Here is a 23,202-nt window from a genome sequence, read left to right on the forward strand (position 1 = left end):
AAGGTTGTGGTTCTTTTAAAATCGTCAAAATTTAAAAGTAATGCAAGTTAAAAAAATCTTTCTAACTGGGCTACTCGGGTCCTGTTGTTTCTTCTCTTATGCCCAATACGGGCGGGTAGAGGGGCGGGTTACCTCCGATTCAAACCAGCCTCTTCCGGGAGCATCAGTAACCTTATCAGGGAGCCAATATGGTACCAACACCGATTTTAATGCCCATTACGTATTGGAAAATCTTCCCTTGGGTAGCTATCAGATGGTCATATCCTATGTGGGGTTTAAAACAAAAACAGTTTCCATGCAGATCCGCCAGGGTCAAAGTCAGAGGCTCAATATAGCCCTGGAGGAGGCCACTGAACAGCTTAAATCAGTGGCCGTGCAGGGACGTAGTGTTGCTACCGAAGTGAATCGGCAGGCTTATAATGTTACGGCAATCGATGCCCGTAAGCTTCAGAATGCCACTCTGGACTTGTCTGATGCTCTTGACAGGGTTTCTGGGGTTCGCATTAGAGAAAATGGTGGTGTGGGGTCGAAAATGAACTTCTCTCTGAACGGGTTTACGGGAAGGCAGGTAAAATTCTTTCTGGACGGTGTACCTATGGACAATTTTGGGTCGAGCTTTCAGCTCAATAATATTCCTATCAATCTGGCCGAAAGAATTGAAGTTTATAAGGGTGTGGTTCCCATTTGGTTAGGGTCCGATGCCTTGGGAGGTGCTGTGAATATTATTACCTCGAACAGAGAAAGTACTTATTTAGATGCCTCCTATTCCTATGGCTCTTTCAATACGCATCGAACCACGATCAATGCCGGATTTACAGGAAAGAAGGGATTGATGGTTCAGCTCAATGCATTTCAAAATTATTCAGATAATAATTATTGGATTAATGTCGATGTAGCGGATATCAATACCGGAGAATATTTTAAAAATCAGCGTCTCAGACGCTTTCATGATACTTATCATAACGAGACGGTTATCGCCGGCATAGGTGTTGTTGGAAAGAAATTTGCCGACCGCTTATTGGTAGGCCTTACCCTTGGACAAAATAAAGCAGATATACAAACAGGAGCTCGAATGGTGAGTGTGTTTGGAAATTGGTATCGTAGGGGAAATATTGTGATGCCTTCTGTTAAATACCATAAAAAGAATTTGTTTGTGAAAGGGCTGGATTTAAATATTTCCGCCAATTTTAATCTGGGTATGGAACAGAACGTCGATACACTCAACAGACGCTATAATTGGTTTCAGCAGTATAAGCAATATGACGGCCCGGGCAGTGAACGCGAACGATCCTTATATAAATTTAAAAATAATAACGGGTTGGTAACGGCCAATCTTAATTATGCCCTTGGTAAAGGTCATACTGTTACGATCAATAACGTATTTAACAGCTTCAATCGTCGGGGGAAAGATGAGCTATACCCACAGAGTGAAAAATATGAACAACCGAAATTTAAAAGCAAAAATGTACTAGGATTAGGTTACAAGCTTGAGCCTACGGATCGTTGGAGCAGTTCGATTTTTATTAAACAGTTTTCTCAGTTGAACCGGTATTCTCAGACCTACAATCCAAGCGGAAATTGGGGAGATATAGCCTATTTGCGTCAAAAAAGTCAGTTTTATAAATATGGTTATGGAATGGCTGCAACCTATTTTCTCTCTTCCAATTTTCAATGGAAAGCATCCTTTGAGAAAAGCTACAGGTTACCAGAAACCGATGAACTGTTCGGTGACCTTATTAATCTGGAGGGAAATATTGAGCTGGACCCCGAATCTAGCAATAATTACAACTTAGGACTTGCTTACCATAGAAGGGTGGGGCTGCACCACCGCCTGAGCCTGGATGCTAATGTATTGTATCGGGATGCGAAAGATTTTATCCGGCCTAAACTGAATGCAAATCAGACCAAACAGGTGATGGATAACCTAGCTAATGTTACCAATTTTGGTTTTGACACCGAAATTCGGTACCACTATAAACGCATTCTGACGACCGGGGTAAATATTACCTATCAGAATCTTAGAAATAACACACGCTATGAAGATGGATATACCTTGGAAAGTCCCTTATACCGTGACAGAATCCCTAATATGCCATTCCTGTTTGGAAATGCGGATGCTTCTATATTCCTAGCTGATTTTCTAAAGAAGGGTAACAGCCTGACCTTTGGTTACAACCTTCTTTATGTTCATGCATATTATTTGTACTGGCCTAGTCTGGGGAGTGACAAACTTAATATCCCCCAACAGCTCAATCATGATCTGAATATTATTTATGCTATGGCCGATGGTCGTTACAACCTGGCTCTGGAGTGTAAGAACCTTTTGGACAGTAAATTATATGATAATTTTAGTCTGCAAAAACCCAGTAGAGGTTACTATGTTAAGTTCAGATATTTCCTCAGTAAATAATTTTTTTTCTCATTCATACTCATAATTTTTTATGAAAAACTTACTCCTGAATGTCGGAAGTTTTTTAACTGCCGCTATACTTTTTATTTCTTGTAATAACGAAAAGACAGTATCTCCTTCTCCAGAACCTGGGTCAGAATCGGGAGACAGATTTGTCATTGCCTCTTCTCCCATTGGATCATCGGGTGTTGCCGATTACCTACTCACGACAAGTGATCTGAGCCAGGGAATTATTAGTACCATAGGCCAGGGTATCGAGCAAGATGGTACTTACCGGTACTATATGACTCACAAAGGAAATTTTTTTAGCTTATTATATGGCCAGGGTAATCCTGGAGCAGTAACGACCTATAGATTGGATGAGAAAGGAGAACTCGAGAAGTTCTCGGATTTTCAAAGTGAAACAGTCCAAGTTTTTGCTGCAGTTAATGATGATATCCTTACCATAAAAGTACCACGTTCTGGAGATGAGAATGCCTCCTGGTTTAGAATAAATGCCCAGGAAGCCAAAATTGTAGGGGAAGGCAAAATCAATATCGTTGCTTTAGCTGGAAATGGGGAACGTGCTCATTTTACCTGGGCACAGCAGGTAGGTGATAAGGTATTTGCCCCCTTTATGAGCATAAAAGGAGCGGCTCCGGACGTCTTTGGAACATCCTTTCCCGACAGCAGTTGGATTGCTGTCTATGATTACCCGGGAATGCAGCTTCAAAAAGTGATAAAAGACAATCGTACAGGGGTGATCGGCACCTATTTTAATAATGGAATTTTGGTGGATGAAAAGGGAGATACCTATGCCTTTTCAGCAGCCGTTAGCACTAATTCCGGAAAGTTAAACGGGAAAAATCCGTCTGCGTTTGTCAAAATCAAGCATGGGACGACTGAATTTGATTCATCTTATTTTTTCAATATGGAAGAGGTTTCAGGAGGGAAAAAGGTGATTGGTGCGACCTATCTGAGTCAGGGAAATGTGCTAGTCTACATGTTATCCGATCCTGCCAACCAATATGGACCCGTAAGGATGGCACGGATCAATTTATATAACAAATCATTTGCCTGGGTAGGAGGTGTGCCGGAGGAAATACTTTCCAAATCGGCCAGCTACAATAATAACACCATTACTGAAGATGGCAAAAAGGTATTCGTGGGGATCAATACAGAGGAAGGAAGTTGGGTGTATTCTGTGGATATAGAAGCTGCTCAGGCCACCAAAGGCTTAAAAGTAGAAGGTGGGAAAATTACGGCTATCGTAAAAATGGATCGCTAAATATAGTTCTACACATATGATTTGGGGGCTAACTGTGAAATCAATTCCAGTACAGGATACATAGGTAGCCCTCATATCCATTAAATGACGCTCCATGAAATTTACATTCAGAAAGATTAATAATTGGATCCACCTCTGGCTAGGCCTGGTCTCCGGACTAATCGTTTTTATTGTTTGTGTTACGGCCTGTCTTTGGGTTTTTCAAGAAGAAGTAACTGATTTGGTTAAACCAGAACTTCGGATAGCGCCGAAGGATCAAGCCATTTTGCTCCCTTCCGAACTTTTGACAATTGCAGAGAAGAAATATCCCGATTTAAAGGTGAGTTACGCCATCTATCGAAGAGAGCGAACAATCCATCTGAATCTTGGGGAGAGAAGGGGAAAGGGCGTGGGATTGGAAATTAACCCTTATACAGGCGCTATTATATCTGAAAATAAAAGCGGTGAAGGACTCGCTGGTTTTTTTAGGTGGGCGATAGTAGGCCATCGGTTCCTTTGGTTGCCGGTTGAAATAGGCCGGCCCATTGTTAATTACGGAACATTAATATTTGTAATACTCTTGATTACCGGGTTAATCTGGTGGTATCCTCGAAAATGGAACCGAGCGACCCGGGATAAAAGTTTTAGAATTAAGTGGGGTGCCTCCTTTAAGCGTATAAATCTGGATCTTCATAATGTTTTAGGATTTTATTCCCTACTTTTTGTTCTGGCCATTGCCCTGACCGGAATGGTGTACGGGCTGGAGTGGTACAGTAAGGGGCTATATTGGGTCACCACTGGTGGTCAGCATCTCCCTGCACGTGAAAAGGCCCAGTCAGATACTTCACAGATTGGCCAACTTTATAGTCGGGCTCAGGCAATGGACAAGGCATGGGGGACTGTGATCCGGAAGCATCCGGAAGCCATGGGGTTCTATTACAGTTTTCCTGATACGCGTAGACCAGCATCAACTATCAATATGACCGTATACCCAAGTAAAGGACAATTTTATAATAGTCAGTCCTATACCTTCGATCAGCATACGCTTCAAGAATTACCGAAAAATGAAATTTATGGTACCCCCTTCGGCCAGGCGGAGTTCGGGGCAAAGCTTAGACGGATGAATTATGATATACATATAGGAAGCATTTTGGGTTTCCCTGGAAAAGTTCTCGCCTTCCTGGTAACTCTGATCGGCGCATCCCTTCCAGTTACCGGGTTTATTATTTGGTGGAATAGAAAGGGGTTTGGAAAAAGGAAGGGCAGAAGGCCTGCCCTAAAGCAACGGGAACGCGAAGTCAATGATAAGGCAAGACCCATCCGAATTCGACCCGAATTTAACCGCAGCTTTAAATCTGGAATCAATCAGCAATGATATTCCTGGCGAGCCGATAAAACAACGGTCTCGTTTTAGTCTCTAAAATTTTATGTTTTCTATCCAGTGAAAGGGGTGGGGCTGGCTTGATATTTTAGCTATCTTCACCTTTTCACTTTTATCAATCTATCCATGGAAGAACTCCCCAAGCATGTAAAACCTACTGACTTTCTTGCCAATGAGCGCACCTATCTGGCCTGGGTTCGTACCAGCATTGGCATTATGGCCTTTGGCTTTGTAGTAGTCAAATTTTCCCTGTTTGTCCGCCAAATATCTTTGGTATTAGGCAATGAAGTTAAAATGCCAACCCCCGCCCCAGGATATTCTCAATCTATCGGCGTTCTTTTGGTAGGCCTAGGTGTTATTTGTCTTACTCTTTCATATCTTCAGTTTCGCAAGACAGATCGGCAGTTGCGTAGGGGTATATATATGCCTACCAATCTGTTGACTAATTTGCTTACCGGATTGATCACACTAATCAGTATCCTGTTAATAATTTATTTGGCTAGGAGTGTTTAATTTCAGGATGGTTGTGGAGTTGAAATAAAACAATACGGAAGTCATGATGTAGGGTATCTATACCCAAGAAGGACTTATAACTTTATCAGAAAGTAAGCCCCGCCTGGGTGCTGTTTTAAATGATAACTTCGTTAATCTGTTTTATACTCTCTGCCAAAATCCGATATGAATGACGGCGGGCTTCCTGGTTATAGATGGGCGCCGTAGCCATAATTTCATCTAGCTCGTACTTGGAAATAAACTCCTGCAACATTTTGGTAAGCTTTTGTGGACCTCCCACAAAGGAAAACCGGAGCATTTGGTTGACAGCATATTCTTGTTGAATGTCCCATAAGGAATCCATATGATCGACTGGAGGCTGCAGGAGCCTTCTCTTACCCGAAACCATACCCAGAAATAATTGCAGTAAAGAAGTGGATAATCTATAGGCCTCTGCGTCCTGATCGGCCGCAATAACATTGACACAGGCCATTACATAGGGTCGGTCTAAATATTGTGAGGGTTTGAAATGCTGGCGATAATACTGAATAGAATCGGCAAAGTGGGTAGGAGCAAAATGGCTGGCGAAAGCATAAGGAAGGCCCAGTCCTGCTGCCAGCCGGGCACTGTCCGGACTCGAACCTAAAATCCAAATGGGAATATCCAGCCCCTCACCCGGTATGGCTCTGACTTGCGCGTTTTTATTTTCCGAAGAAAATAAGGTTTGTAAGGCCCGAACATCGGAAGGGAAATTATTGGCAGCATGTATATTTTCCCCCCGGATGGCTCTGGCTGTAATCTGATCGGTGCCAGGTGCTCGCCCTAAGCCTAGGTCAATTCTTCCAGGAAACAGAGATTCTAATGTTCCAAACTGCTCGGCCACTATCAAGGGAGAGTGATTGGGAAGCATGATACCTCCCGATCCCACACGGATAGTGGATGTGCCCCCCGCTATATGGGCAATGAGGACGGCAGTAGCCGAACTGGCAACGCTTTCCATATTATGATGCTCGGCTAGCCAGTAACGCTCATAGCCCATTTGCTCTACTGCTTGGGCAAGTTTAAGACTGTCTTTAAAGGAGTCGGATGGTTTCCTACCCTCCGAAACGGAGGCAAGATCTAAGACAGAGTATTTTAGTTGCTCTGATGTATGTAACTGCATGCGATCTGTATCAAATTAGTAAATTATAAAATTAGCCTTATGACTCCTCTGGTCCTCGGTGGAAGTTCTTAGACTTCATCTTTAACAACATTTGACCGAACATAGTTGTAGGAGCCAGGATTATTTCTCGCATACAGGACTTTCGGCTGGTATAGTAACTACCATGATCAATCTCCAGGATCTGATAAGATGGTAGTCGGATATGTATACAAATTCCTAAAGTTTGGATAATTCTTCTAATTATTTGATCTATATCTTTGTGGTACTTACAGATATTGAATTGCTGGATCATGCGAATAATAATTGGAGTGTTTTTTCTAGGTTTATGTTATGCTTGTCAACCGAGCCTGCCAGCTGAGGTGCAGATCGCCATGGAATCGTTACCAGATAGAGCCCTGGACTATAATAGGGATGTCAAACCGATTCTTTCCGACAAATGTTTTGCCTGTCACGGACCTGATGAAAAAAAGCAAAAGGCTGGCTTACGGCTCGATGTTGCTGAAGCTGCATATGCTCAGTTACCGGAAACACCTGGCAAATATGCCATTGATCCGGGAAGCCTTCGCAATAGTGAAATATTCCATCGCATCACTTCCGACGATCCTGAGGTGATCATGCCTACTCCAGGTTCTCATCTCACCTTATCGCCTTATGAAAAGGCCGTGTTAATACGATGGATAGACGAAGGAGCCGAATATAAGCCTCACTGGGCCTTTGTGAAGCCCGAAAAACCAACTCTGCCCACGCTTAAGGAAAATGCTGACAAGGTTAGAAATCCAATTGATCTCTTTATATTAAAGAGCTTGGAAGAACAAGGGCTCACCCCTTCCGCTTCAGCCGATAAGGAGACCTTAATCAGGCGGGTAACTCTGGACCTTACCGGTTTGCCCCCAACCATAGAAGAGATAGAGGCCTTTGTCTCCGATAAAGATAGCCGGGCTTATGAAAAATTAGTAGATCGGTTATTGGCATCGTCCCATTATGGAGAGCAGATGGCTACCAATTGGTTAGACGTGGCCCGTTTTGCAGACTCTCACGGATACACCGTCGATAGGATAAGAGATATGTCGCCATATCGGGATTGGGTAATTGGGGCATTTAATAAAAATCAAAGATACGATACCTTTTTACACTGGCAATTGGCAGGTGATCTGATGAAAAATTCCAAAGGAGGTCCACCTACCAAAGAAATGCGTATTGCAACTGCATTCAACAGAAATCATCCCCAAAATCTGGAAGGAGGAATAGTAGAGGAGGAATTTAAAACTGAATATGTACTTGATAGAGCCAATACGGTAGGAGATGGTATTTTGGCACTTTCCGTAGGCTGTGCACGCTGTCATGATCATAAGTACGATCCAGTTTCTCAAAAAAACTATTACCAGCTCAGTGCTTTTTTTAATAATATAGAAGAAGCAGGCCAAATCTCTTGGGATGATGCTATGCCAGCACCAACCTTGATGCTTCCCACCCCGAAACAGGAAAAGGCGCTTAATGAACTGCAAAGACGGATAAAACAGCTCGAAGAACAACTTAAAACGGTAGAAAGCCTTGGGAAGAATGATTTTGAAGCGTGGATATCCAGCAGAACATATCAAAAACTGGGTGCTCAGAGCCTGCCTCAGGCCGGATTGTTGGCTCATTTTGATTTTGAAGGCCCGGTAATGAAAAACAGGAAAAATCCCCGACAAATAGCTATTCAAACGCGTGAGACCAATAAGCCTGAGCCGGTAAGCCTAGGGGAGGGAAAGATAGGCAAGGGACTATCATTCAGTGGTGATTCCTGGGTCGATACTGGAGAGATTGGTATTTTTCGGAAATCAGAACCCTTTAGTATAGGAATATGGGTGAACATTCCTAAGGATCTGAAAGATGGGGTAATTCTTCATAAAAGTCAGGCAGAGCGTCTATATAATTTCAGGGGGTACCATCTATTTATCAGAAATGGACTTTTGGAAATGAATATAGGTCATGTTTATCCCTCGAATGCCCTCACCAAGTTGAGCCGGAAACCATTGCCTACCAATCAATGGATTCAGCTGACAATGACCTATGACGGTTCATCACGAGCAGAAGGAATGCAACTATTCCTGAATGGTGAGGTTTTGGCGATGGATACGAGGATGAATCAACTATCCAAAGATATTTTATTTGATACCAATAAAATCGGAAAACAACCAGGTATTCAACTCGGGGGATGGTGGCGTGGAAACGGATTTACGGGAGGACGTGCCGATGAACTTTTGGTATACAATAGAGAACTTACCGCTTTTGAGGTGAAAATTCTGGCTGGAGCCGACCGATGGAATCGTTTGGCTTCTAAATCACCGCAGCAGCTAAGTCAGGATGAAAGGATCGCCCTGAAGCAATATTACTATGGATATGTGTATGGTCCTGCCAGTCGGATGCGGACAAGGCTAAAGGAAATCCGAACCACCTTTGCTGATAGTTCGGAAAAGGTCCAGGAACTGATGGTATTTCAGGAGTCCTCCTCGCCGAAACCTGCCTTTGTCCGGGAACGGGGTTTGTACGATGCAATAGGTGAAGAGGTATTTCCTGATACCCCCGAGAGAATCTTTGGTTTTTCAGATAAATTACCCAAGAACCGGTTAGGGCTGGCCCAATGGATCACGCACCCCGACAACCCTCTAACTGCCAGAGTTGCCGTAAACCGATATTGGCAGATGCTGTTTGGAACAGGTATTGTTAAAACTTCTGAGGATTTTGGAAACCAAGGAGAATTACCTACCCATCCGGAGCTATTGGACTGGCTGGCTTTGGAGTTCCAGAATTCGGGGTGGGATGTCAAAAAACTAATGAAACTGATGGTTTTATCGGCTACCTATCAACAAGATTCAAAACCTAGTAAGCAACATATGGAAAAGGATGTGCAGAACCGATACCTAGCCCGGGGGCCAAGTGTTCGCTTGTCTGCTGAGATGATGCGGGATAATGCTTTAGCCGCTAGTGGCCTCATCAACCAAGAGATTGGAGGGCGGAGCGTCAAACCTTACCAACCCGAAGGACTTTGGCGTATTAATGGGGCCACCTACGTGCCCGATACCGGCCAAGCGGTTTATAAGCGGAGCCTTTATGTAATCATTAAAAGGTCGGTACCCAATCCTACGCTGGCTACCTTCGATGCCCCGGCACGTAATGCATGTACTGTTCGAAGACAGAAGACCAATACACCTTTACAAGCCTTGGTGACCCTCAACGATCCTACTTTTGTTGAGGCAGCCAAAGTGCTAGGAGAAGCCATGTCTAAATCTCAGGATCCTAAAATGGCGGTGATTAATACCTTTCGCAAATTAACCGGGCGGAAACCCATCGATAAAGAATTGAAGATTCTATTGAATTTGCGTGGTGAAGAGCTCAAAAAACTAAAAGATAAACCAGAAAAAACGAAAGGGTGGTTGGAAACAGGACAATATAAAATCGATTCAAGACTGGACCCCGTAACAGTGGTAGCCAATGCCATTGTCGCCAGTACCATTATGAATTCTGACGCCACTTTAACCAAGAGATAAAATTATGGCACATCATCACGACGAGTTCCGACTCAATGGTCCTGAGTTTGACGAATTGAACAAAAAACTGGATAGAAGAAAATTTCTGACGAAAACGACCCTAGGATTGGGAGCCCTCGCTTTTGGTTCTATTTACGGGGCTAGCAGGCTGTTTGGAGCGGAGGCGGTTGGTCCTACCCCCAATCAGTCTGCGGGGACAGATCAGGACATGCAGGAAGCGATATTAAAGGCTCTGCCCCATTTTGCACCCAAGGCTAAGCGAGTCGTGTTTTTGTTTATGAGTGGTGGGCCTTCTCAGTTCGAAACATTCGACTATAAACCCAAGCTCGCCGATATGTTTGGGCAGAACCTTCCTGATTCGGTTCGAAAGGGTCAACGGCTTACTGGCATGAGTGCAAACCAAAGTAGCCTACCAATCGCTCCATCCATTTATAAGTTTAGTAATTATGGTAAATCAAATACGCCGGTAAGTGAGTTGATGCCCTATACAGCGAAAGTGGTAGACGAGCTTTGTATCATCAAATCGCTCTACACCGACGCTATAAACCATGACCCAGCCATTACTTTTTTTCAGACAGGCAACCAACTTCCAGGTCGGCCCTCTCTCGGGGCATGGGTGAGCTATGGTCTTGGGAGTGACAATCACAATCTGCCTACTTTCATATCTTTAATCAGTAAAAATGGAAGTGGACAACCCTTATATTCGCGGCTTTGGGGGAGCGGCTTTTTACCAAGCAAGTATGAGGGGGTTCAGTTCCGAGGAGGTAAGGATCCTGTGCTTTTCCTCAATAATCCTGAAGGCTACGACGGGGCCGATAGGGAACAGATGTTACACTATCTTAATCAGTTGAACGATGTACAACGAAGCGTCTATGCCGACCCGGAGATAGATAGTCGTATGGCCCAGTATGAAATGGCCTATCGCATGCAGACATCTGTACCCGAGGTGATGGATGTAAGTAAGGAGACAGATGAGGTGTTCGAACTTTATGGACCCGATAGTCGGGATCCGGGAACATATGCTGCCAATTGTCTTTTGGCTCGCAAACTTTTACAAAAAGATGTTAAGTTTGTCCAGCTTTATCACCAGGGATGGGATCAGCACGGAGGCCTGCCTGGGGGAATAAAACACCAGTGCAAAAACACGGATCAGGCCACCGCTGCCCTGATTACCGATCTGAAACGGACTGGTATGCTAGAAGATACCTTGGTGATCTGGGGGGGAGAGTTTGGGCGTACCGTCTATTCTCAGGGACAGCTTACTCCGACAAATTATGGTCGTGATCACCATCCTCGCTGCTTTACCATGTGGATGGCGGGAGCAGGGGTTAAGCCCGGTATTAGCTATGGAGAGACAGACGATTTTAGCTATAATATTACCAAGAATCCTGTCCATGTACATGATTTCCAGGCCACAATGATGCATCTTCTCGGTGTCGATCATGAGCGTCTGACTTATAAATATCAAGGGAGACGATTTCGCTTGACCGATGTTCATGGACATGTGGTTCATGATATACTTACTTGAAATGAAATTTTATACCAAAGAAATATCCGATTCTCGCTTTGAGCAACAAGGCCTGAGACATATCACTGTCAAATCCGATCATCTTAATGGTCGGGGAGACATCACTGTTTTTGTTCCCCAAGGCTTTGAATTTTATAAGGGCATGCCCATGGTAACGCTTTTGCATGGAGTCTACGGTAGTCATTGGGCCTGGGCTTATAAAGCAGGTGTACATCTTACAGCCCAGCGTCTCATCGATGAGGGTACTATTGGACCCATGTTGCTAGTCATGCCTTCTGACGGACTCATTGGGGACGGTAGTGGTTATTTAAGGCAGCACCCTAGCGATTACGAAGCTTGGATTGTTTCGGATGTTCCCGCTGTTGTTCAGGAGTTAATCCCACAGGCCGATGCAACTTCTCCACAGTTCATTGCTGGCCTGTCTATGGGCGGTTATGGAGCCCTTCGGATAGGTGCAAAATATTCTGATCAGTATGTCGCTTTTTCAGGCTTATCCTCCATAACCCGTTTCGAAGAAATTGAACCCTTTTATCAACAAGGAAAGTTTGGGTTATTGGAGCAAGCTGTCTGGGAACGTGAGAGCGTCTTGGAGGTTTTACTCAAACATAAAGCCCATTTAAGCCCCTTTCGATTCGACTGCGGGGAAATAGACCCTTTAATCGTGGCTAACCGACAACTTCATCAAGCCTTGCTTACACATCAGATCGATCATCATTTCGAAGAAAATTCAGGTGGTCATGATTGGGCCTATTGGGAAAAAAATATTGTAAATACGCTTCATTTTTTTAACTGTAGATTGAAAACGATCTAATATAAGTTCCCTGATATAAAGGGCCTAACACTTAAAAGCGTGCAAGGGTCTAGTGGACCTTTGCACGCTTTTGGAGATAATATTCACGTTTTATTCTTCCGATATTTTACTTATTTATTTCTGTAATTCACCCAGGAGTTTCGTGGCTACCAGAGAGGAAGAAGCCGGATTTTGCCCGGTAATTAGATTTCCATCCTGTACTACAAAAGGTAGCCAATCCTGTTCCTTTGAATATATACCACCGTTGGCCTTTAACATATCTTCTACCAGGAAAGGTACCACATTGGTCAACTGAACGGCCTCTTCTTCTGAGTTGCTAAATCCGGTTACCTGCTTGCCTCTCACCAAAGGATTGCCATGCATATCCTTTACCGATTTAAGGGCTGCAGGAGCATGGCAAACGAAGGCGATGGGTTTTTCCTGGGCATAAAAAGTTTCGATCAGACGAATAGACGTTCCATCATCGGCTAAGTCCCAAAGAGGACCATGCCCACCAGGATAAAAGACAGCATCATAATCTTCCGCTTTTAAAGTGGCCAAGGAAAGGGTGTTTTTAATCACTCCCTGCGCTTCGATATCCTTTTTAAAGCGTTCAGTGGCTGCAGTGCTGGCCGACGGGGTGTCGCTTGTAGGGTCGATAGGTGCAGCGCCTCCTTTTGGGGTTGCAACCGTTATTTCGGCCCCTGCATCCAGCAAGGTATAGTATGGACTTGCGAATTCTTCAACCCAGAAACCAGTTTTCTTTCCCGTATTCCCCAGCTGATCGTGGGAGGTCAATACAAATAATATTTTCATGATTTAGATAATTTATTGGTGATGCCCCTCCAGGGGGCTCTTTATTTGGCTATAATCGAGACACAGGAATATCGTGCCAGTTAGTAATAGCTCATTTCAACAATCTTTTCTACATCCTCAGGATTCAATGCACCCCGTTCTCCCATACTCTTCCAGCCTCGGTCGCTGAATCTTTGAGCAATTGTCTGAGCTGTACCGACCACTTCCTCTGTATAGGCCGCTAGGGTAGTGGCTATGCCCATACCCTGGAAAAATGCTTCCGTTTTCTCTATCCCCTTCTGTGCCTTCTCTTCCAAAGTACCCTCGGTTATCTTCCAGACGCGTTCTGCATACTGGGCAAGTTTTTCCTTTTTATTATCGAAATAGTAGCGATAATGACTCGGAGCAATGATGGCTAACGTCCTGGCATGGTCTATTCCGTAAAGCGCCGTCAATTCATGGCCCATAGCATGAACGGTCCAATCTCCGGGTACCCCTTGCTGAATAAGTCCGTTTAGTGCCATGGTACAGCTCCACATAAAATTAGATGCCGCTTCATAGTTTGCAGGGTCCTTTATAATGACAGGTGCGACCTCTATTAAAGTCTGAAGGATGCTTTCGGCAAACCGGTCCTGTAATATTCCACCGGCGGGATAAGTCATATATTGTTCCAGTACGTGGGTAAATGCATCCGTAATTCCATTTACAAGCTGGCGTTCAGGAATAGAAATGACCACTTGAGGGTCCAGGATAGAGAATACAGGGAAGAGGCCAGGTCCACCCATCGCTAGCTTCTCCTTGGTCTCTTCACGGGTTATTACGGTTCCACTGTTCATCTCCGATCCTGTTGCTGGTAGGGTCAGCACCGTAGCAAAAGGTAAGCCTTTAAGAATCGGCTGTCGGCTTGTGAGCATGTCCCAGGGCTGTTCGCCCTGATAATAGGCAGCCGCAGATAAGAATTTAGTACCATCAATGACCGAGCCACCGCCTACAGCCAGCATAAAACTGATATTCTCCTTCTCGATTATCTGCAATGCTTCCAATAGAATGTCATATTCAGGATTGGCGGGAATGCCTCCAAACTCTATAACCTGAAATCCTTCTAAGGCAGATTTTACTTGCTCGTAGATGCCATTCTTTTTTATACTTCCACCTCCATAAAGCATTAGTATTCGGGCATCTGCCGGGAGTTCAGTTTTTAAGGTGGCAATCTTATCCTTTCCAAAAATGATTTTGGTCGGGTTCTTATATTGAAATGAGTTCATTTGATCAATTTTTATTTGCTGATGTGATTCAATTAATTTATATCTGGGTATCAGAAACCCTGAAAATCAGTCTACTTTGACAATCATTTTCCCTTTATTCGCCCCACTGAATAGATCAATAAAGGCCTTGGGAATATTATCGAAACCTTCAATAATGGTTTCCACATGCTTTAACGAACCATTATTTACCCACTGACTCAACTGTTGGACACCTTCGGGGAATTTTTCAGCATAATTGCTTACAATAAACCCTTGCATCAGTATACTGTTCTTAACAATGATAGGCTCTATACGAGGGCCCACAGGACGCTCAGTCTCATTATAAACTGCTATGGATCCACAAACAGCGATTCGTCCAAATTTATTAAGATTGATATACACTGCATCGGATATTTCCCCGCCAACATTGTCGAAATAAACGTCTACACCGTTTGGTGCCGCAGCGGCAATAGCGGCAGGCATATCTTCTGTTGAGTTGTAATTAATGGCCTCATCATATCCAAACTCAGACTTGAGAAGCTGTACTTTTTCGTCATTACCAGCGATACCGATAACTCTGGCTCCTTTGATCTTAGCAATTTGTCCCACAATACTTCCTACGGCCCCAGCAGCACCCGATACAACTACCGTCTCGCCCTCTTTTGGCCTGCCGATTTCTCCTAAACCAAAATATGCTGTAAGGCCTGTCATGCCCAATACACCCAGGTAGGCGGAGGGAGACGCCAATTGTGTATCGATCTTGTTAAGACCTTTTCCATTGGATATTTGCATTTCGGACCAGTCCAATGCTCCAATTACCCAGTCTCCCGGCGAATATTGATCGTTTTGAGACTCTATAACTTCGGCGACCACTCCGGAATTGATGGGTTTGTCCAGTTCAAATGGTGCGACATACGATTTTGCATCACTCATTCTGCCCCGTAAGTAAGGATCGACCGATACGTATCGGGTTTTTAATAGTATTTCTCCCGGCTGAATTCCTGCCAACTCCTGCTCAACAAATTTGAAATCGTTGGCGGTGGGCATGCCCACAGGGCGGCTATTTAATAAGATTGTTCTGTTGCTCATAATTTCAGTTTTTTTATTACAATGATTTAATCCGGTGGTTATACCAGCTCTAAGTTTACTTCTATATTGCCCCTGGTAGCATTGGAGTAAGGGCATACCTGATGTGCTGTTTCCAGCAATTTTTGGGCCAACTCCCTTTCAATGTTTGGAATAGAGACTTCTAACTTCACGGCCAGGCCAAATCCACCCGTTTCGGTGGCCCCGATGCTTACAGATGCAGTTACCGCTGTCTGCTCAAGCCGGATTTTCTGGGAGCGAGCTACATGGTTGAGTGCACTGTCAAAGCATGCAGCATAACCAGCAGCAAATAATTGTTCCGGATTGGTAAAGGCCCCCCCTTTTCCTCCCATTTCTTTGGGTATCTCTATACGAAGGTCTAAGACCCCATCTTCGGTAGTCGTTCTTCCTTCTCTTCCTCCGGTTGCGGTGGCTTTCGCCGTATATAAGGTTTTCATTTTTGTTATGATAAATTTATTGATAGATTAAAAATGAACGTTCATTCACTGGATTAACAAAAAAATTATTTTTTAATTCCATCCCAGGTTAAAATAAATGCGTCCTGAAGTTGCTGATCGCTCAGCATATATTGCTGTTGCTGATGGACCATAATTAAAAAAGATAGGGGGTGGATCGTATAAGCATATAGTAAATAGGGGGATATTTCCTTTATGACCCCCTCTTCTTGCCCCCTTAGCCACAGGTCTAAAAGTGGCTGGAGATGGACCAAACCTTTTTGCTTACTTTCTTGATCAATCATTGGGGTCATGTCGCACTGAGATAGAAACATGGCCTCATCGGGGTATTTTATCTTGTATCGCGCAATAGCATACCAGATCATTTCAAAACCTTTTTTAACGGGGGTAGAAGGGTCAAAATTTCTAAAGGCATGTTCGCTGAAAGAAGCTTTTACTTTCAGGTATAACTGATTAATCAAGTCTTGTTTGTTTTCAAAATAGAGATAGATTGTGGCAGGAGACACCCCAGCCAGCTTCGCTATTTTTGCCATGGGTGCATCATGAAACCCATTATTATTGACTAGAAACAGGGTTGCCTCCAATAATGCTGCTCTTTTATCTACAACTTTTTCTTTTTTATCTAATGTCTTATCTTTCATAATTTGGATGATTTAAAATCACTTTGAACTCGCTTATAGACCCGAAAAGCAGCCCAGATTAAGATGAATTGCAGAACCAGTCGTATTTCTGCCGATCTGCCACTGCCCATAGCCGGAGATTGCACAAACACATCGGTGATATGAATAGGCAAAAACAAAATCAGCAATCCTAAAATTCCCAGGCTGCCCCATTCCTTGCTTTTTCCTGGAATTAGTGCAAGGGCCCCGAACCCTATTTCTAGAATTCCTGAGAGATAAATTACGCTCATTTTCTCAGGCAGGAAGGAAGGAACAAACGCTAAGTATGCCTCGGGATTTCGGAAATGTTGAACTCCGCCCGTAACCATCAGAATGGCTAAAAAGTATCGGACTATTCTAAAAGTAATTTCTGCTACCTTACTCATATATATATGTGACAACCAATGATACAACAATAATAAATGAACATTCATTCAATATTGTTGATCTTATTTTTATATGACCTTAAATTTTAAGATTTATGAGTCATCTTCCAATAATAACGCTTCCTCCTCCAGGTATGAGCTGAAATAAAAGGCCTATTTTTTTTCGAAAACCCATATGCAATTCAAGGAAGGCCCTCCACTTTTCCCGCTGAGGAATATTGCATTACTTGCGCATTTGCAAGATATTCTAGCGATTCAAATTTATCCAAATACTTGGTTTGTATGTAAAATAAAGATTTCATGGAGTTTAGCGGAACCACGGTTACTTGCGAAGTGGATAGAAATTAGATCGGAATGTATAACTTGCATTTTACGATCGAAAAGTCATTTTTTACCCATCTATGCGCATTAACAACATTAATAAATTAGCGATATGGCTGGTAAGCGGAGCAATTTTTAATTTACTGCTTATGCTTCAGGGATGTAATCGTCATAAGAATGATGCATCTTTTAATCACTCAAAGGATCCGTCCTTAAACGACCGTCCAGACACTACTATTGAAGATAGTATATGGATATCCATCAATGATAGTACAGGGTTTTATTTGTCAGATAATGAAGAGACTCGGTTAAAGATGAGTTCATGGGAGGCTATCAAAAGATTTAAAGAAAATAACCTGGAGGAATATAGTTACAATTCCTTGGATGATACGACCACCTATCCTATAGGTTCATACCTAAGTCGATCCGGAAAACCAACCCAATACGAGTATACTTACGCTTTGGCAGGCAAGGATAGGAACGGACGGGAAGCTAAAGCTGAAGTAACTGTTCAAGGTAAGTTCGGCAGCGGGTGGGTATTAACGGATGGAGGCCACCGGCTTTCCCTTCGGGTTTATTGGGGAAAGGATGGCCTCCTACACGGCACCGATATTCATCAGATGGATTATATTTTCAAACCTTGATCGTACTAGAATGATATTTGATAACGAAGGGAAGCCGCTCTACCAGGTAGGTTATAGCCTCGTTTTTCGTAGTAATTCTCATCCGTTAGATTGCTGACTTTGAGCATGATCTGGTGCTGGGGGCCTAGCTTGAAGTTAACAGCGAGGTCTAATACCGAATAGGAGGGGTATCGTACCACCGGACTTTCAGCATCGTTGTAGTCGATGTCCTTGCGCCAGCCAATGGTTCTGCCCGTTAGTCTAAGGGACCACCATTTGTTATTGTCGTACTCAATACCATAATTAAAAGTATTTTTGGCAACATTGTGAATATCACGTTTACTTATATTATTTTCCTGGTCTACAATTTCTTCTTTGGCCTTAAAATAACTAGTACTATTGAAGAATGTACGCAGGGAATAACGATAGTCTGCTAGCACGCCCAAATCGTACTGTAGTTGAGTTTCCAAACCGGCCATCTGCGCTTTGGTCGCATTTACATAGGTTATGCGTGAAACTATTATATCATTATTGGGCTGTACTTCATTCACGGCGGTAACCGATTTGGTAATGCGATCGAAGACCGAGGTTTGAAAATAGGTAACTTCTGCAGTCAGACCATTTTTAGGCTTATAGAAGGATGCCGTCAGATCCCAGCTCAAACTACTTTCATGCTTCAGGTTTGGATTGCCAGCAGTTACAGCTATTTTGCCCTTATTATCTCGTACTTCATTATACCCGGCCACGGAGTAGGCATCTGCCGTTACAAATGCCCTGCCAATATTGCCCTTAAGCTTGAGACCCTGGCTGAGCCTATAGGTGAGGCCAAGACTTGGACTGGTAAATGGAATCGTTTTCTTGCCAGCCTGATAGCTTGGCAATAAATCGGTTTTCTTAACTTCGAAACGAATGTACTCAAATCTGATACCTGGCTGTATGCTAAGTCGGTCGAATTGCAAAAGTCCCTGAGCGTACCAGGCGGAGGTACGCAAAGCATAATGAGGCTGATAAGGCGCCCGCTCTGTGGTGTCGTTTGACCAGCGCTTGCTGTTGGTTGAAGCGTCCAGATAGTCATATCCCATCGTGACTTGATGGCGGTCTATGTTCCAATGATCCTTTAGCTGAATGCCTTTCCAGAGGTTCTGACTTTGTGCTGAACGGAAAGGAATAATAGGCTTGCCTCCACTATTGAGGTTATAATTTTGGCTATTTTCCTCAGAAGCGAATGCCTGAAGTGAAAGTCTATGCGCTCCCAAGATCCCGGTGATTCCAAGGTCCACCGCCGACCGATCTATATCTTTTTTGCTTGTCCCCGTACTACCCGATGCGATGTCGCCAGGAGACTCCACATCTTTCGCCTGGAATCTGTCGGTACGCACATCCATCCTCCAGCGATCATTAAGTTGATAACCGAAACGGAGTGCAGCGGAAGAATGATGAAAGGCAGTAAAGGGCCTTTTTTTTCCATCTCCAACCTTGTCATCTACAAATGCTTCAGGCTGGGAGCGGTAATATTTATAGGCCTGATCCAGATTAAAAGCATTTCTCAACAAATTGTCTTTACCGATCCTATAGTCTGCACCCCTTTCAAAATAGCTCACTGATACGTCATAATCAAGCTTCGGAATTATGTTACCCCCTACCTGGAGGCCGGTCTCTAGCGTTTGGAAACTACCATAAGCTGCATAAGCAGAACCTTTCGTCGGGCCTTTTGAGCGCATGCTGACCACATTAATTACGCCCCCCATGGCTTGAGAGCCATATAAGGCTGAGGCAGGACCTTTTAGTACTTCAATTCGTTCTATTCCATTAAAATTGATTTGGGAAAGATTGGTAGCCCCAGCAGGTCGTCCATCTATTAGCAATAGGGTTCTCTGGTTAAGGCCCGAAAACTGAGGTCGAAAGCCTCTTATTCCTACGCCAGAAGAGAGGGTGGGGTATTGGATAATGTCTACAGCAGCCAGTTTCCGAACCAGATCGGTAAGGTCATTGGCCGGCGTGCGTTCAATATCGGTTCTGTCCAGTACGATTACCTGCTGGGCAATAAGATCCTTACGGGTTTCCGATCGGGTGGCAGTAATCACCACAGGGGCCAATTGGTTTTGTCGTAGCGTGTCGGGATGAGTTCCCTGAGCATGGCCGCTTTGTAGGGCGGATAATAGTGTGATGGCCGTCAGAATGCGTGCGGCTGCTGTAAAATTACTTTTCATACAGTAAATAAAATAGGAGATCGGAAGACAGATTAATGCGTTAGCGCTTGTATGGAATGAAATAGGGTAATGGCACCGATAAGAATGGAGAATCCTCCGACCAGATAATTGATGATCTGAATAATTTTCTCTCTGTTGGCGGCGAAGCGGTTCATTGAGAAGGCGAAGAAATAGCCATAAGCTGACATAGAGACAATAATGCCCAGACTCTGGATGATGATGATCCAGACGGCGGTAGTGGCGTCGCTGGCTGCCAACGTTAGTGCCACCGCACAGGCACCTCCGGTACCCGCCAGTCCATGCACCATCCCTACCCAAAAAGACCGGCTAATTTTTTTGTTGGAGGTCGCTATAGACAGTGGTTTAGCGGGGCGATAATTCCTGGATATGGCCACTATACCGAGCCATATCATCAAGGGGCCCACTGCCAGTTCAACTTTTTCGGAAACTTCCAGCGAAATACTGGATTTCAGCAGCAATACCAGTATGGCAAAAAGAATTAGTGAGAAGGAATGGCCCAGCGCCCAGTGGGACGCCCTCCAAATCAGCTTCCAGCGATGGGCAGGACGTTTGTTGTCGTCGCTGGCCAGTACCGATACCGCCGCCATGTGGTCGGGCTCAAAAGAATGTTGTACCCCTAGCAACAGGGAGTCCAAAAGTAAAATATTGATCATTTTAGCTGCATTTCGCCTTTTCTATTTTTTAGAAAAGGGCATGAAAAATCAGAAACCTTGTTGAGGTCTCTTTTCCGTTTTTCGCAAGCTTAATGGGAAAGGGGTATACACGAGGGTAGGGTCAGGAGTGCGGTAGCATCCTGCCATTATCTCAATGCCTTTCTTCCCGAAAGCATGCGGATCGTATCTCAAATGGCAGGTCTTCTGGCTCGTTCAGCTTTGGCGCCTTCCCGGGAGTGAAGCAGTGAATAGTGGAGGCTATATGCCTTTTCGATTCACTGTTATTTCTCCTAGTGGCTTCTTGCCAAAACCCTTTCGTTGAACTTACAGCAGCGGGTACTGCTCCGGATTTTCACCGGATTCCCTTTCAATTGCGTCGATGACTTAACTCTCCGAACGCAAACCAATGAGGCTGCAAAACTAGTGGTTTTATTTTGATCCAAACAAATAAAACTTTAAGTCTACCCAAAAATCTTAATCGCCCAGGGCATTCGCTTTTATAAATCTTGATGCTTGTCAGTCTATTTTACCTCGGGATGATGGCAGGGCTGCCGCGCCTTAAGGACTTTGTTTGATTCACTGCTGTTAAGGTGATTTCACAGCCTCTTATAGCCTCAATATAAGCTATTTATAGGTAAGTACTCCTAAAAAAAGTAAAAGTAAATTTCCCGCATGGGAGAAAAATAGGGAAGGAGCCTATACTACACACCTTGACGCCTTGCTGCTGCGCAAGTTGATGGAATCCGCCAAAGGGGCGATATGGATGGCAGAAAGAAACCGGAGACCATGGAGAAAATTTTTAAACGCACCCGCAAGGAGGTTACTGCCAGTAATGTCATCCCCGTCGGCATCATCTACATGGACGCCCTGCTGTTAAGTGAGGCACAGGTAGAGGAAAACATCAAAGTCAAAAGCGAAGGAAAAAAGGCAGACGCGAGCAAATATGAAAATATAGAACTCATCACGGCCGGACCGCTGCAGGACGAGGTCTTTCAGGGTGATGTGCAGTTTCAGCGTGATGAGGTATTGGATGATGGGGAACTCAGAAGTGTACAGTCCTATCCTGAACTTAACCCGGATTCCTATTGGATTTACAACATCAGGCAGATATTGCGCAATATCTGTTTTTCCAATGACACAATTAAACATAAATGGCTCTCAGTTAATGAATTAAGGCAATTGCCATTCCAGACAATGCCTGATTCGGCACTCCGGATAAATTTTGTCAATCCCTGAGACAGAGGAATTGCATTGACAGTATTTGGGGGAATCGTGGTTGGAGCAGCCTTGGTTGGTGTAGCAAGCGGAGTTCGAAAGTTTGACCTTTTTACTGGCGATGATTCTAACCCTATTGTTGCGAGTTTTGTGTTAGGAGGTACTTTGAGAACCCTCTCTTTTATTTCAGCAGGGCGCAATTTTCGAAAAGCGCAACGTATCAGGATTGAGTCGATCAGGAGAGGTCAAATATGACTATGAAGTGGCTATGCCTTTTCTAAACAAAAAACAACGTATATACCTGATTGTAATTTTGGGACGTCCAGGTTATTTTTTATAAGTAATGTTCTGTTATGTAAGAGTATAAGTTAAATTTACTTGTCGTGTATTAAGTAAAAATATTGTCGTAGAATAAGCTAAAATGTTGTCGTACGACAAGTAATGAGTCGGAAATTAAGTAGTAATATTGGTCATTAAAACTATTGATATAACACTAAATTATATCACCATGAAACGAAGAACACTAAATTATATCGCGATGAAACGAAGACAACTATTACAGTTTTTGGCCCTGCCACTCTTTTTGGTCGGTTCCTGCAAAGAAAAACTACCCACTTCACCCACCATTGTCACTGGGAAGATTATTGATGAGAAAGGCCTGCCTCTGGAAGGCGCGGGGTTGAGGTTATCAGGTACGGACGTTAAGGGCTTTGCAGGAACTACCACTTTCAGTATTACTACTGAAAGCGACAAGGATGGCAACTATAAACTCTCGCAAATTATACCGAAAAATACGGATCATATTAGTATACTTTCCAGGCCAACAGATAAGGTGCCTACTGGAAATCAGGGCTATGCTCCGCATATATCCAGAAACAATAGTTTTGTTCTGGAAACTGCTCCTCGCGACATCGCACGTGAGAACTGGGGTAAAACAACGACTCTTAACTATCAATTCATCAAACAATAACAAT

General features: G+C 43.8%; 19 protein-coding genes and 1 riboswitch. Of the genes, 10 read left to right on the forward strand and 9 right to left on the reverse strand.

The features are described from left to right. The first annotated feature begins 40 nt into the window (after positions 1-40). From X939_RS0101075 to X939_RS0101090, 4 genes are all read left to right on the forward strand, one after another. Positions 41-2,410, forward strand: coding sequence for a TonB-dependent receptor (locus X939_RS0101075; RefSeq protein ID WP_025761397.1), 2,370 nt, complete (start codon positions 41-43; stop codon positions 2,408-2,410). 31 nt (positions 2,411-2,441) lie between these two features. Next, positions 2,442-3,677 (forward strand): DUF4374 domain-containing protein, encoded by a 1,236-nt coding sequence (locus X939_RS0101080; RefSeq protein ID WP_025761398.1) that lies wholly within the window; start codon positions 2,442-2,444, stop codon positions 3,675-3,677. Between the two features lie 94 nt (positions 3,678-3,771). Then, positions 3,772-5,031, forward strand: a complete 1,260-nt coding sequence (locus X939_RS0101085; protein WP_025761399.1) for a PepSY-associated TM helix domain-containing protein — start codon at positions 3,772-3,774, stop codon at positions 5,029-5,031. Between the two features lie 132 nt (positions 5,032-5,163). Next, positions 5,164-5,550: a YidH family protein gene (locus X939_RS0101090; protein ID WP_025761400.1), complete on the forward strand. Its 387-nt coding sequence runs from the start codon at positions 5,164-5,166 to the stop codon at positions 5,548-5,550. Between the two features lie 115 nt (positions 5,551-5,665). On the opposite strand, the gene X939_RS0101095 is transcribed toward X939_RS0101090, so the two are convergent. Next, on the reverse strand, positions 5,666-6,691 hold the full coding sequence (locus X939_RS0101095) for an LLM class flavin-dependent oxidoreductase (RefSeq protein ID WP_025761402.1): 1,026 nt from the start codon (positions 6,689-6,691) through the stop codon (positions 5,666-5,668). Positions 6,692-6,981: 290 nt separating this feature from the next. Here X939_RS0101095 and X939_RS0101105 point away from each other — a divergent pair, with 290 nt between their 5' ends. Genes X939_RS0101105 through X939_RS0101115 form a run of 3 tightly spaced genes read left to right on the forward strand, consistent with a single transcriptional unit; the run spans position 6,982 to position 12,560 of the window. After that, the gene (locus tag X939_RS0101105) at positions 6,982-10,221 is read left to right on the forward strand and encodes a DUF1553 domain-containing protein (RefSeq protein WP_025761404.1); all 3,240 of its coding nucleotides are present in this window, start codon (positions 6,982-6,984) and stop codon (positions 10,219-10,221) included. 4 nt (positions 10,222-10,225) lie between these two features. Next, positions 10,226-11,749 carry a DUF1501 domain-containing protein gene (locus tag X939_RS0101110; protein WP_025761405.1) on the forward strand — a complete coding sequence of 508 codons (1,524 nt, stop codon included), beginning with the start codon at positions 10,226-10,228 and terminating at the stop codon, positions 11,747-11,749. 1 nt (position 11,750) lies between these two features. Further along, positions 11,751-12,560, forward strand: a complete 810-nt coding sequence (locus X939_RS0101115) for an alpha/beta hydrolase (RefSeq protein ID WP_025761406.1) — start codon at positions 11,751-11,753, stop codon at positions 12,558-12,560. A 114-nt stretch (positions 12,561-12,674) separates the two neighbouring features. Here X939_RS0101115 and X939_RS0101120 read toward each other — a convergent pair whose 3' ends face one another. From X939_RS0101120 to X939_RS0101145, 6 genes are all read right to left on the reverse strand, one after another. After that, entirely contained in the window at positions 12,675-13,355 is a 681-nt protein-coding gene (locus tag X939_RS0101120; RefSeq protein WP_025761407.1) for a type 1 glutamine amidotransferase domain-containing protein, read from the reverse strand. An 80-nt stretch (positions 13,356-13,435) separates the two neighbouring features. After that, positions 13,436-14,599, reverse strand: coding sequence for an iron-containing alcohol dehydrogenase (locus X939_RS0101125; protein WP_025761408.1), 1,164 nt, complete (start codon positions 14,597-14,599; stop codon positions 13,436-13,438). Between the two features lie 66 nt (positions 14,600-14,665). Further along, positions 14,666-15,667: an NADP-dependent oxidoreductase gene (locus X939_RS0101130; protein ID WP_025761409.1), complete on the reverse strand. Its 1,002-nt coding sequence runs from the start codon at positions 15,665-15,667 to the stop codon at positions 14,666-14,668. 38 nt (positions 15,668-15,705) lie between these two features. Next, complete coding sequence (locus X939_RS0101135; RefSeq protein WP_025761410.1) at positions 15,706-16,122, reverse strand: organic hydroperoxide resistance protein; 417 nt, start codon at positions 16,120-16,122, stop codon at positions 15,706-15,708. 65 nt (positions 16,123-16,187) lie between these two features. Further along, on the reverse strand, positions 16,188-16,781 hold the full coding sequence (locus X939_RS0101140) for a TetR/AcrR family transcriptional regulator (protein WP_025761412.1): 594 nt from the start codon (positions 16,779-16,781) through the stop codon (positions 16,188-16,190). Further along, positions 16,778-17,185: a DoxX family protein gene (locus X939_RS0101145; protein ID WP_025761413.1), complete on the reverse strand. Its 408-nt coding sequence runs from the start codon at positions 17,183-17,185 to the stop codon at positions 16,778-16,780. Before X939_RS0101145 ends, X939_RS0101140 begins: the two co-directional genes overlap by 4 nt. Before the next feature lie 401 nt (positions 17,186-17,586). Between X939_RS0101145 and X939_RS0101150 the strand changes: the two genes are divergently transcribed. Further along, positions 17,587-18,150 carry a hypothetical protein gene (locus tag X939_RS0101150; RefSeq protein WP_025761414.1) on the forward strand — a complete coding sequence of 188 codons (564 nt, stop codon included), beginning with the start codon at positions 17,587-17,589 and terminating at the stop codon, positions 18,148-18,150. A gap of 5 nt (positions 18,151-18,155) precedes the next feature. Here the strand turns inward: X939_RS0101150 and X939_RS0101155 are convergent, their stop codons facing one another. Continuing rightward, complete coding sequence (locus X939_RS0101155) at positions 18,156-20,339, reverse strand: TonB-dependent receptor plug domain-containing protein (protein ID WP_025761416.1); 2,184 nt, start codon at positions 20,337-20,339, stop codon at positions 18,156-18,158. Positions 20,340-20,371: 32 nt separating this feature from the next. Beyond that, positions 20,372-21,013: a hypothetical protein gene (locus tag X939_RS0101160; RefSeq protein ID WP_025761417.1), complete on the reverse strand. Its 642-nt coding sequence runs from the start codon at positions 21,011-21,013 to the stop codon at positions 20,372-20,374. Between the two features lie 177 nt (positions 21,014-21,190). Continuing rightward, positions 21,191-21,436: riboswitch (cobalamin riboswitch) on the reverse strand. A 363-nt stretch (positions 21,437-21,799) separates the two neighbouring features. Between X939_RS0101160 and X939_RS0101165 the strand changes: the two genes are divergently transcribed. Together X939_RS0101165 and X939_RS0101170 are read left to right on the forward strand one after the other, a co-directional pair. Beyond that, positions 21,800-22,249 (forward strand): hypothetical protein, encoded by a 450-nt coding sequence (locus tag X939_RS0101165; protein ID WP_131694688.1) that lies wholly within the window; start codon positions 21,800-21,802, stop codon positions 22,247-22,249. A gap of 487 nt (positions 22,250-22,736) precedes the next feature. Further along, positions 22,737-23,198, forward strand: coding sequence for a carboxypeptidase-like regulatory domain-containing protein (locus tag X939_RS0101170; RefSeq protein WP_025761420.1), 462 nt, complete (start codon positions 22,737-22,739; stop codon positions 23,196-23,198). Positions 23,199-23,202 lie beyond the last annotated feature (4 nt).

Origin of the sequence: Dyadobacter tibetensis Y620-1, from assembly GCF_000566685.1 — a bacterium.
GTDB classification, from domain to species: Bacteria; Bacteroidota; Bacteroidia; order Cytophagales; family Spirosomataceae; genus Dyadobacter; species Dyadobacter tibetensis.

Coding starts and splice junctions, on each gene's coding strand:
- X939_RS0101075 (WP_025761397.1), top strand. CDS start 41: ATGCAAGTTAAAAAAATCTTTCTAACTGGGCTACTCGGGTCCTGTTGT.
- X939_RS0101080 (WP_025761398.1), top strand. CDS start 2,442: ATGAAAAACTTACTCCTGAATGTCGGAAGTTTTTTAACTGCCGCTATA.
- X939_RS0101085 (WP_025761399.1), top strand. CDS start 3,772: ATGAAATTTACATTCAGAAAGATTAATAATTGGATCCACCTCTGGCTA.
- X939_RS0101090 (WP_025761400.1), top strand. CDS start 5,164: ATGGAAGAACTCCCCAAGCATGTAAAACCTACTGACTTTCTTGCCAAT.
- X939_RS0101095 (WP_025761402.1), bottom strand. CDS start 6,691: ATGCAGTTACATACATCAGAGCAACTAAAATACTCTGTCTTAGATCTT.
- X939_RS0101105 (WP_025761404.1), top strand. CDS start 6,982: ATGCGAATAATAATTGGAGTGTTTTTTCTAGGTTTATGTTATGCTTGT.
- X939_RS0101110 (WP_025761405.1), top strand. CDS start 10,226: ATGGCACATCATCACGACGAGTTCCGACTCAATGGTCCTGAGTTTGAC.
- X939_RS0101115 (WP_025761406.1), top strand. CDS start 11,751: ATGAAATTTTATACCAAAGAAATATCCGATTCTCGCTTTGAGCAACAA.
- X939_RS0101120 (WP_025761407.1), bottom strand. CDS start 13,355: ATGAAAATATTATTTGTATTGACCTCCCACGATCAGCTGGGGAATACG.
- X939_RS0101125 (WP_025761408.1), bottom strand. CDS start 14,599: ATGAACTCATTTCAATATAAGAACCCGACCAAAATCATTTTTGGAAAG.
- X939_RS0101130 (WP_025761409.1), bottom strand. CDS start 15,667: ATGAGCAACAGAACAATCTTATTAAATAGCCGCCCTGTGGGCATGCCC.
- X939_RS0101135 (WP_025761410.1), bottom strand. CDS start 16,122: ATGAAAACCTTATATACGGCGAAAGCCACCGCAACCGGAGGAAGAGAA.
- X939_RS0101140 (WP_025761412.1), bottom strand. CDS start 16,781: ATGAAAGATAAGACATTAGATAAAAAAGAAAAAGTTGTAGATAAAAGA.
- X939_RS0101145 (WP_025761413.1), bottom strand. CDS start 17,185: ATGAGTAAGGTAGCAGAAATTACTTTTAGAATAGTCCGATACTTTTTA.
- X939_RS0101150 (WP_025761414.1), top strand. CDS start 17,587: ATGCGCATTAACAACATTAATAAATTAGCGATATGGCTGGTAAGCGGA.
- X939_RS0101155 (WP_025761416.1), bottom strand. CDS start 20,339: ATGAAAAGTAATTTTACAGCAGCCGCACGCATTCTGACGGCCATCACA.
- X939_RS0101160 (WP_025761417.1), bottom strand. CDS start 21,013: ATGATCAATATTTTACTTTTGGACTCCCTGTTGCTAGGGGTACAACAT.
- X939_RS0101165 (WP_131694688.1), top strand. CDS start 21,800: ATGGAGAAAATTTTTAAACGCACCCGCAAGGAGGTTACTGCCAGTAAT.
- X939_RS0101170 (WP_025761420.1), top strand. CDS start 22,737: ATGAAACGAAGAACACTAAATTATATCGCGATGAAACGAAGACAACTA.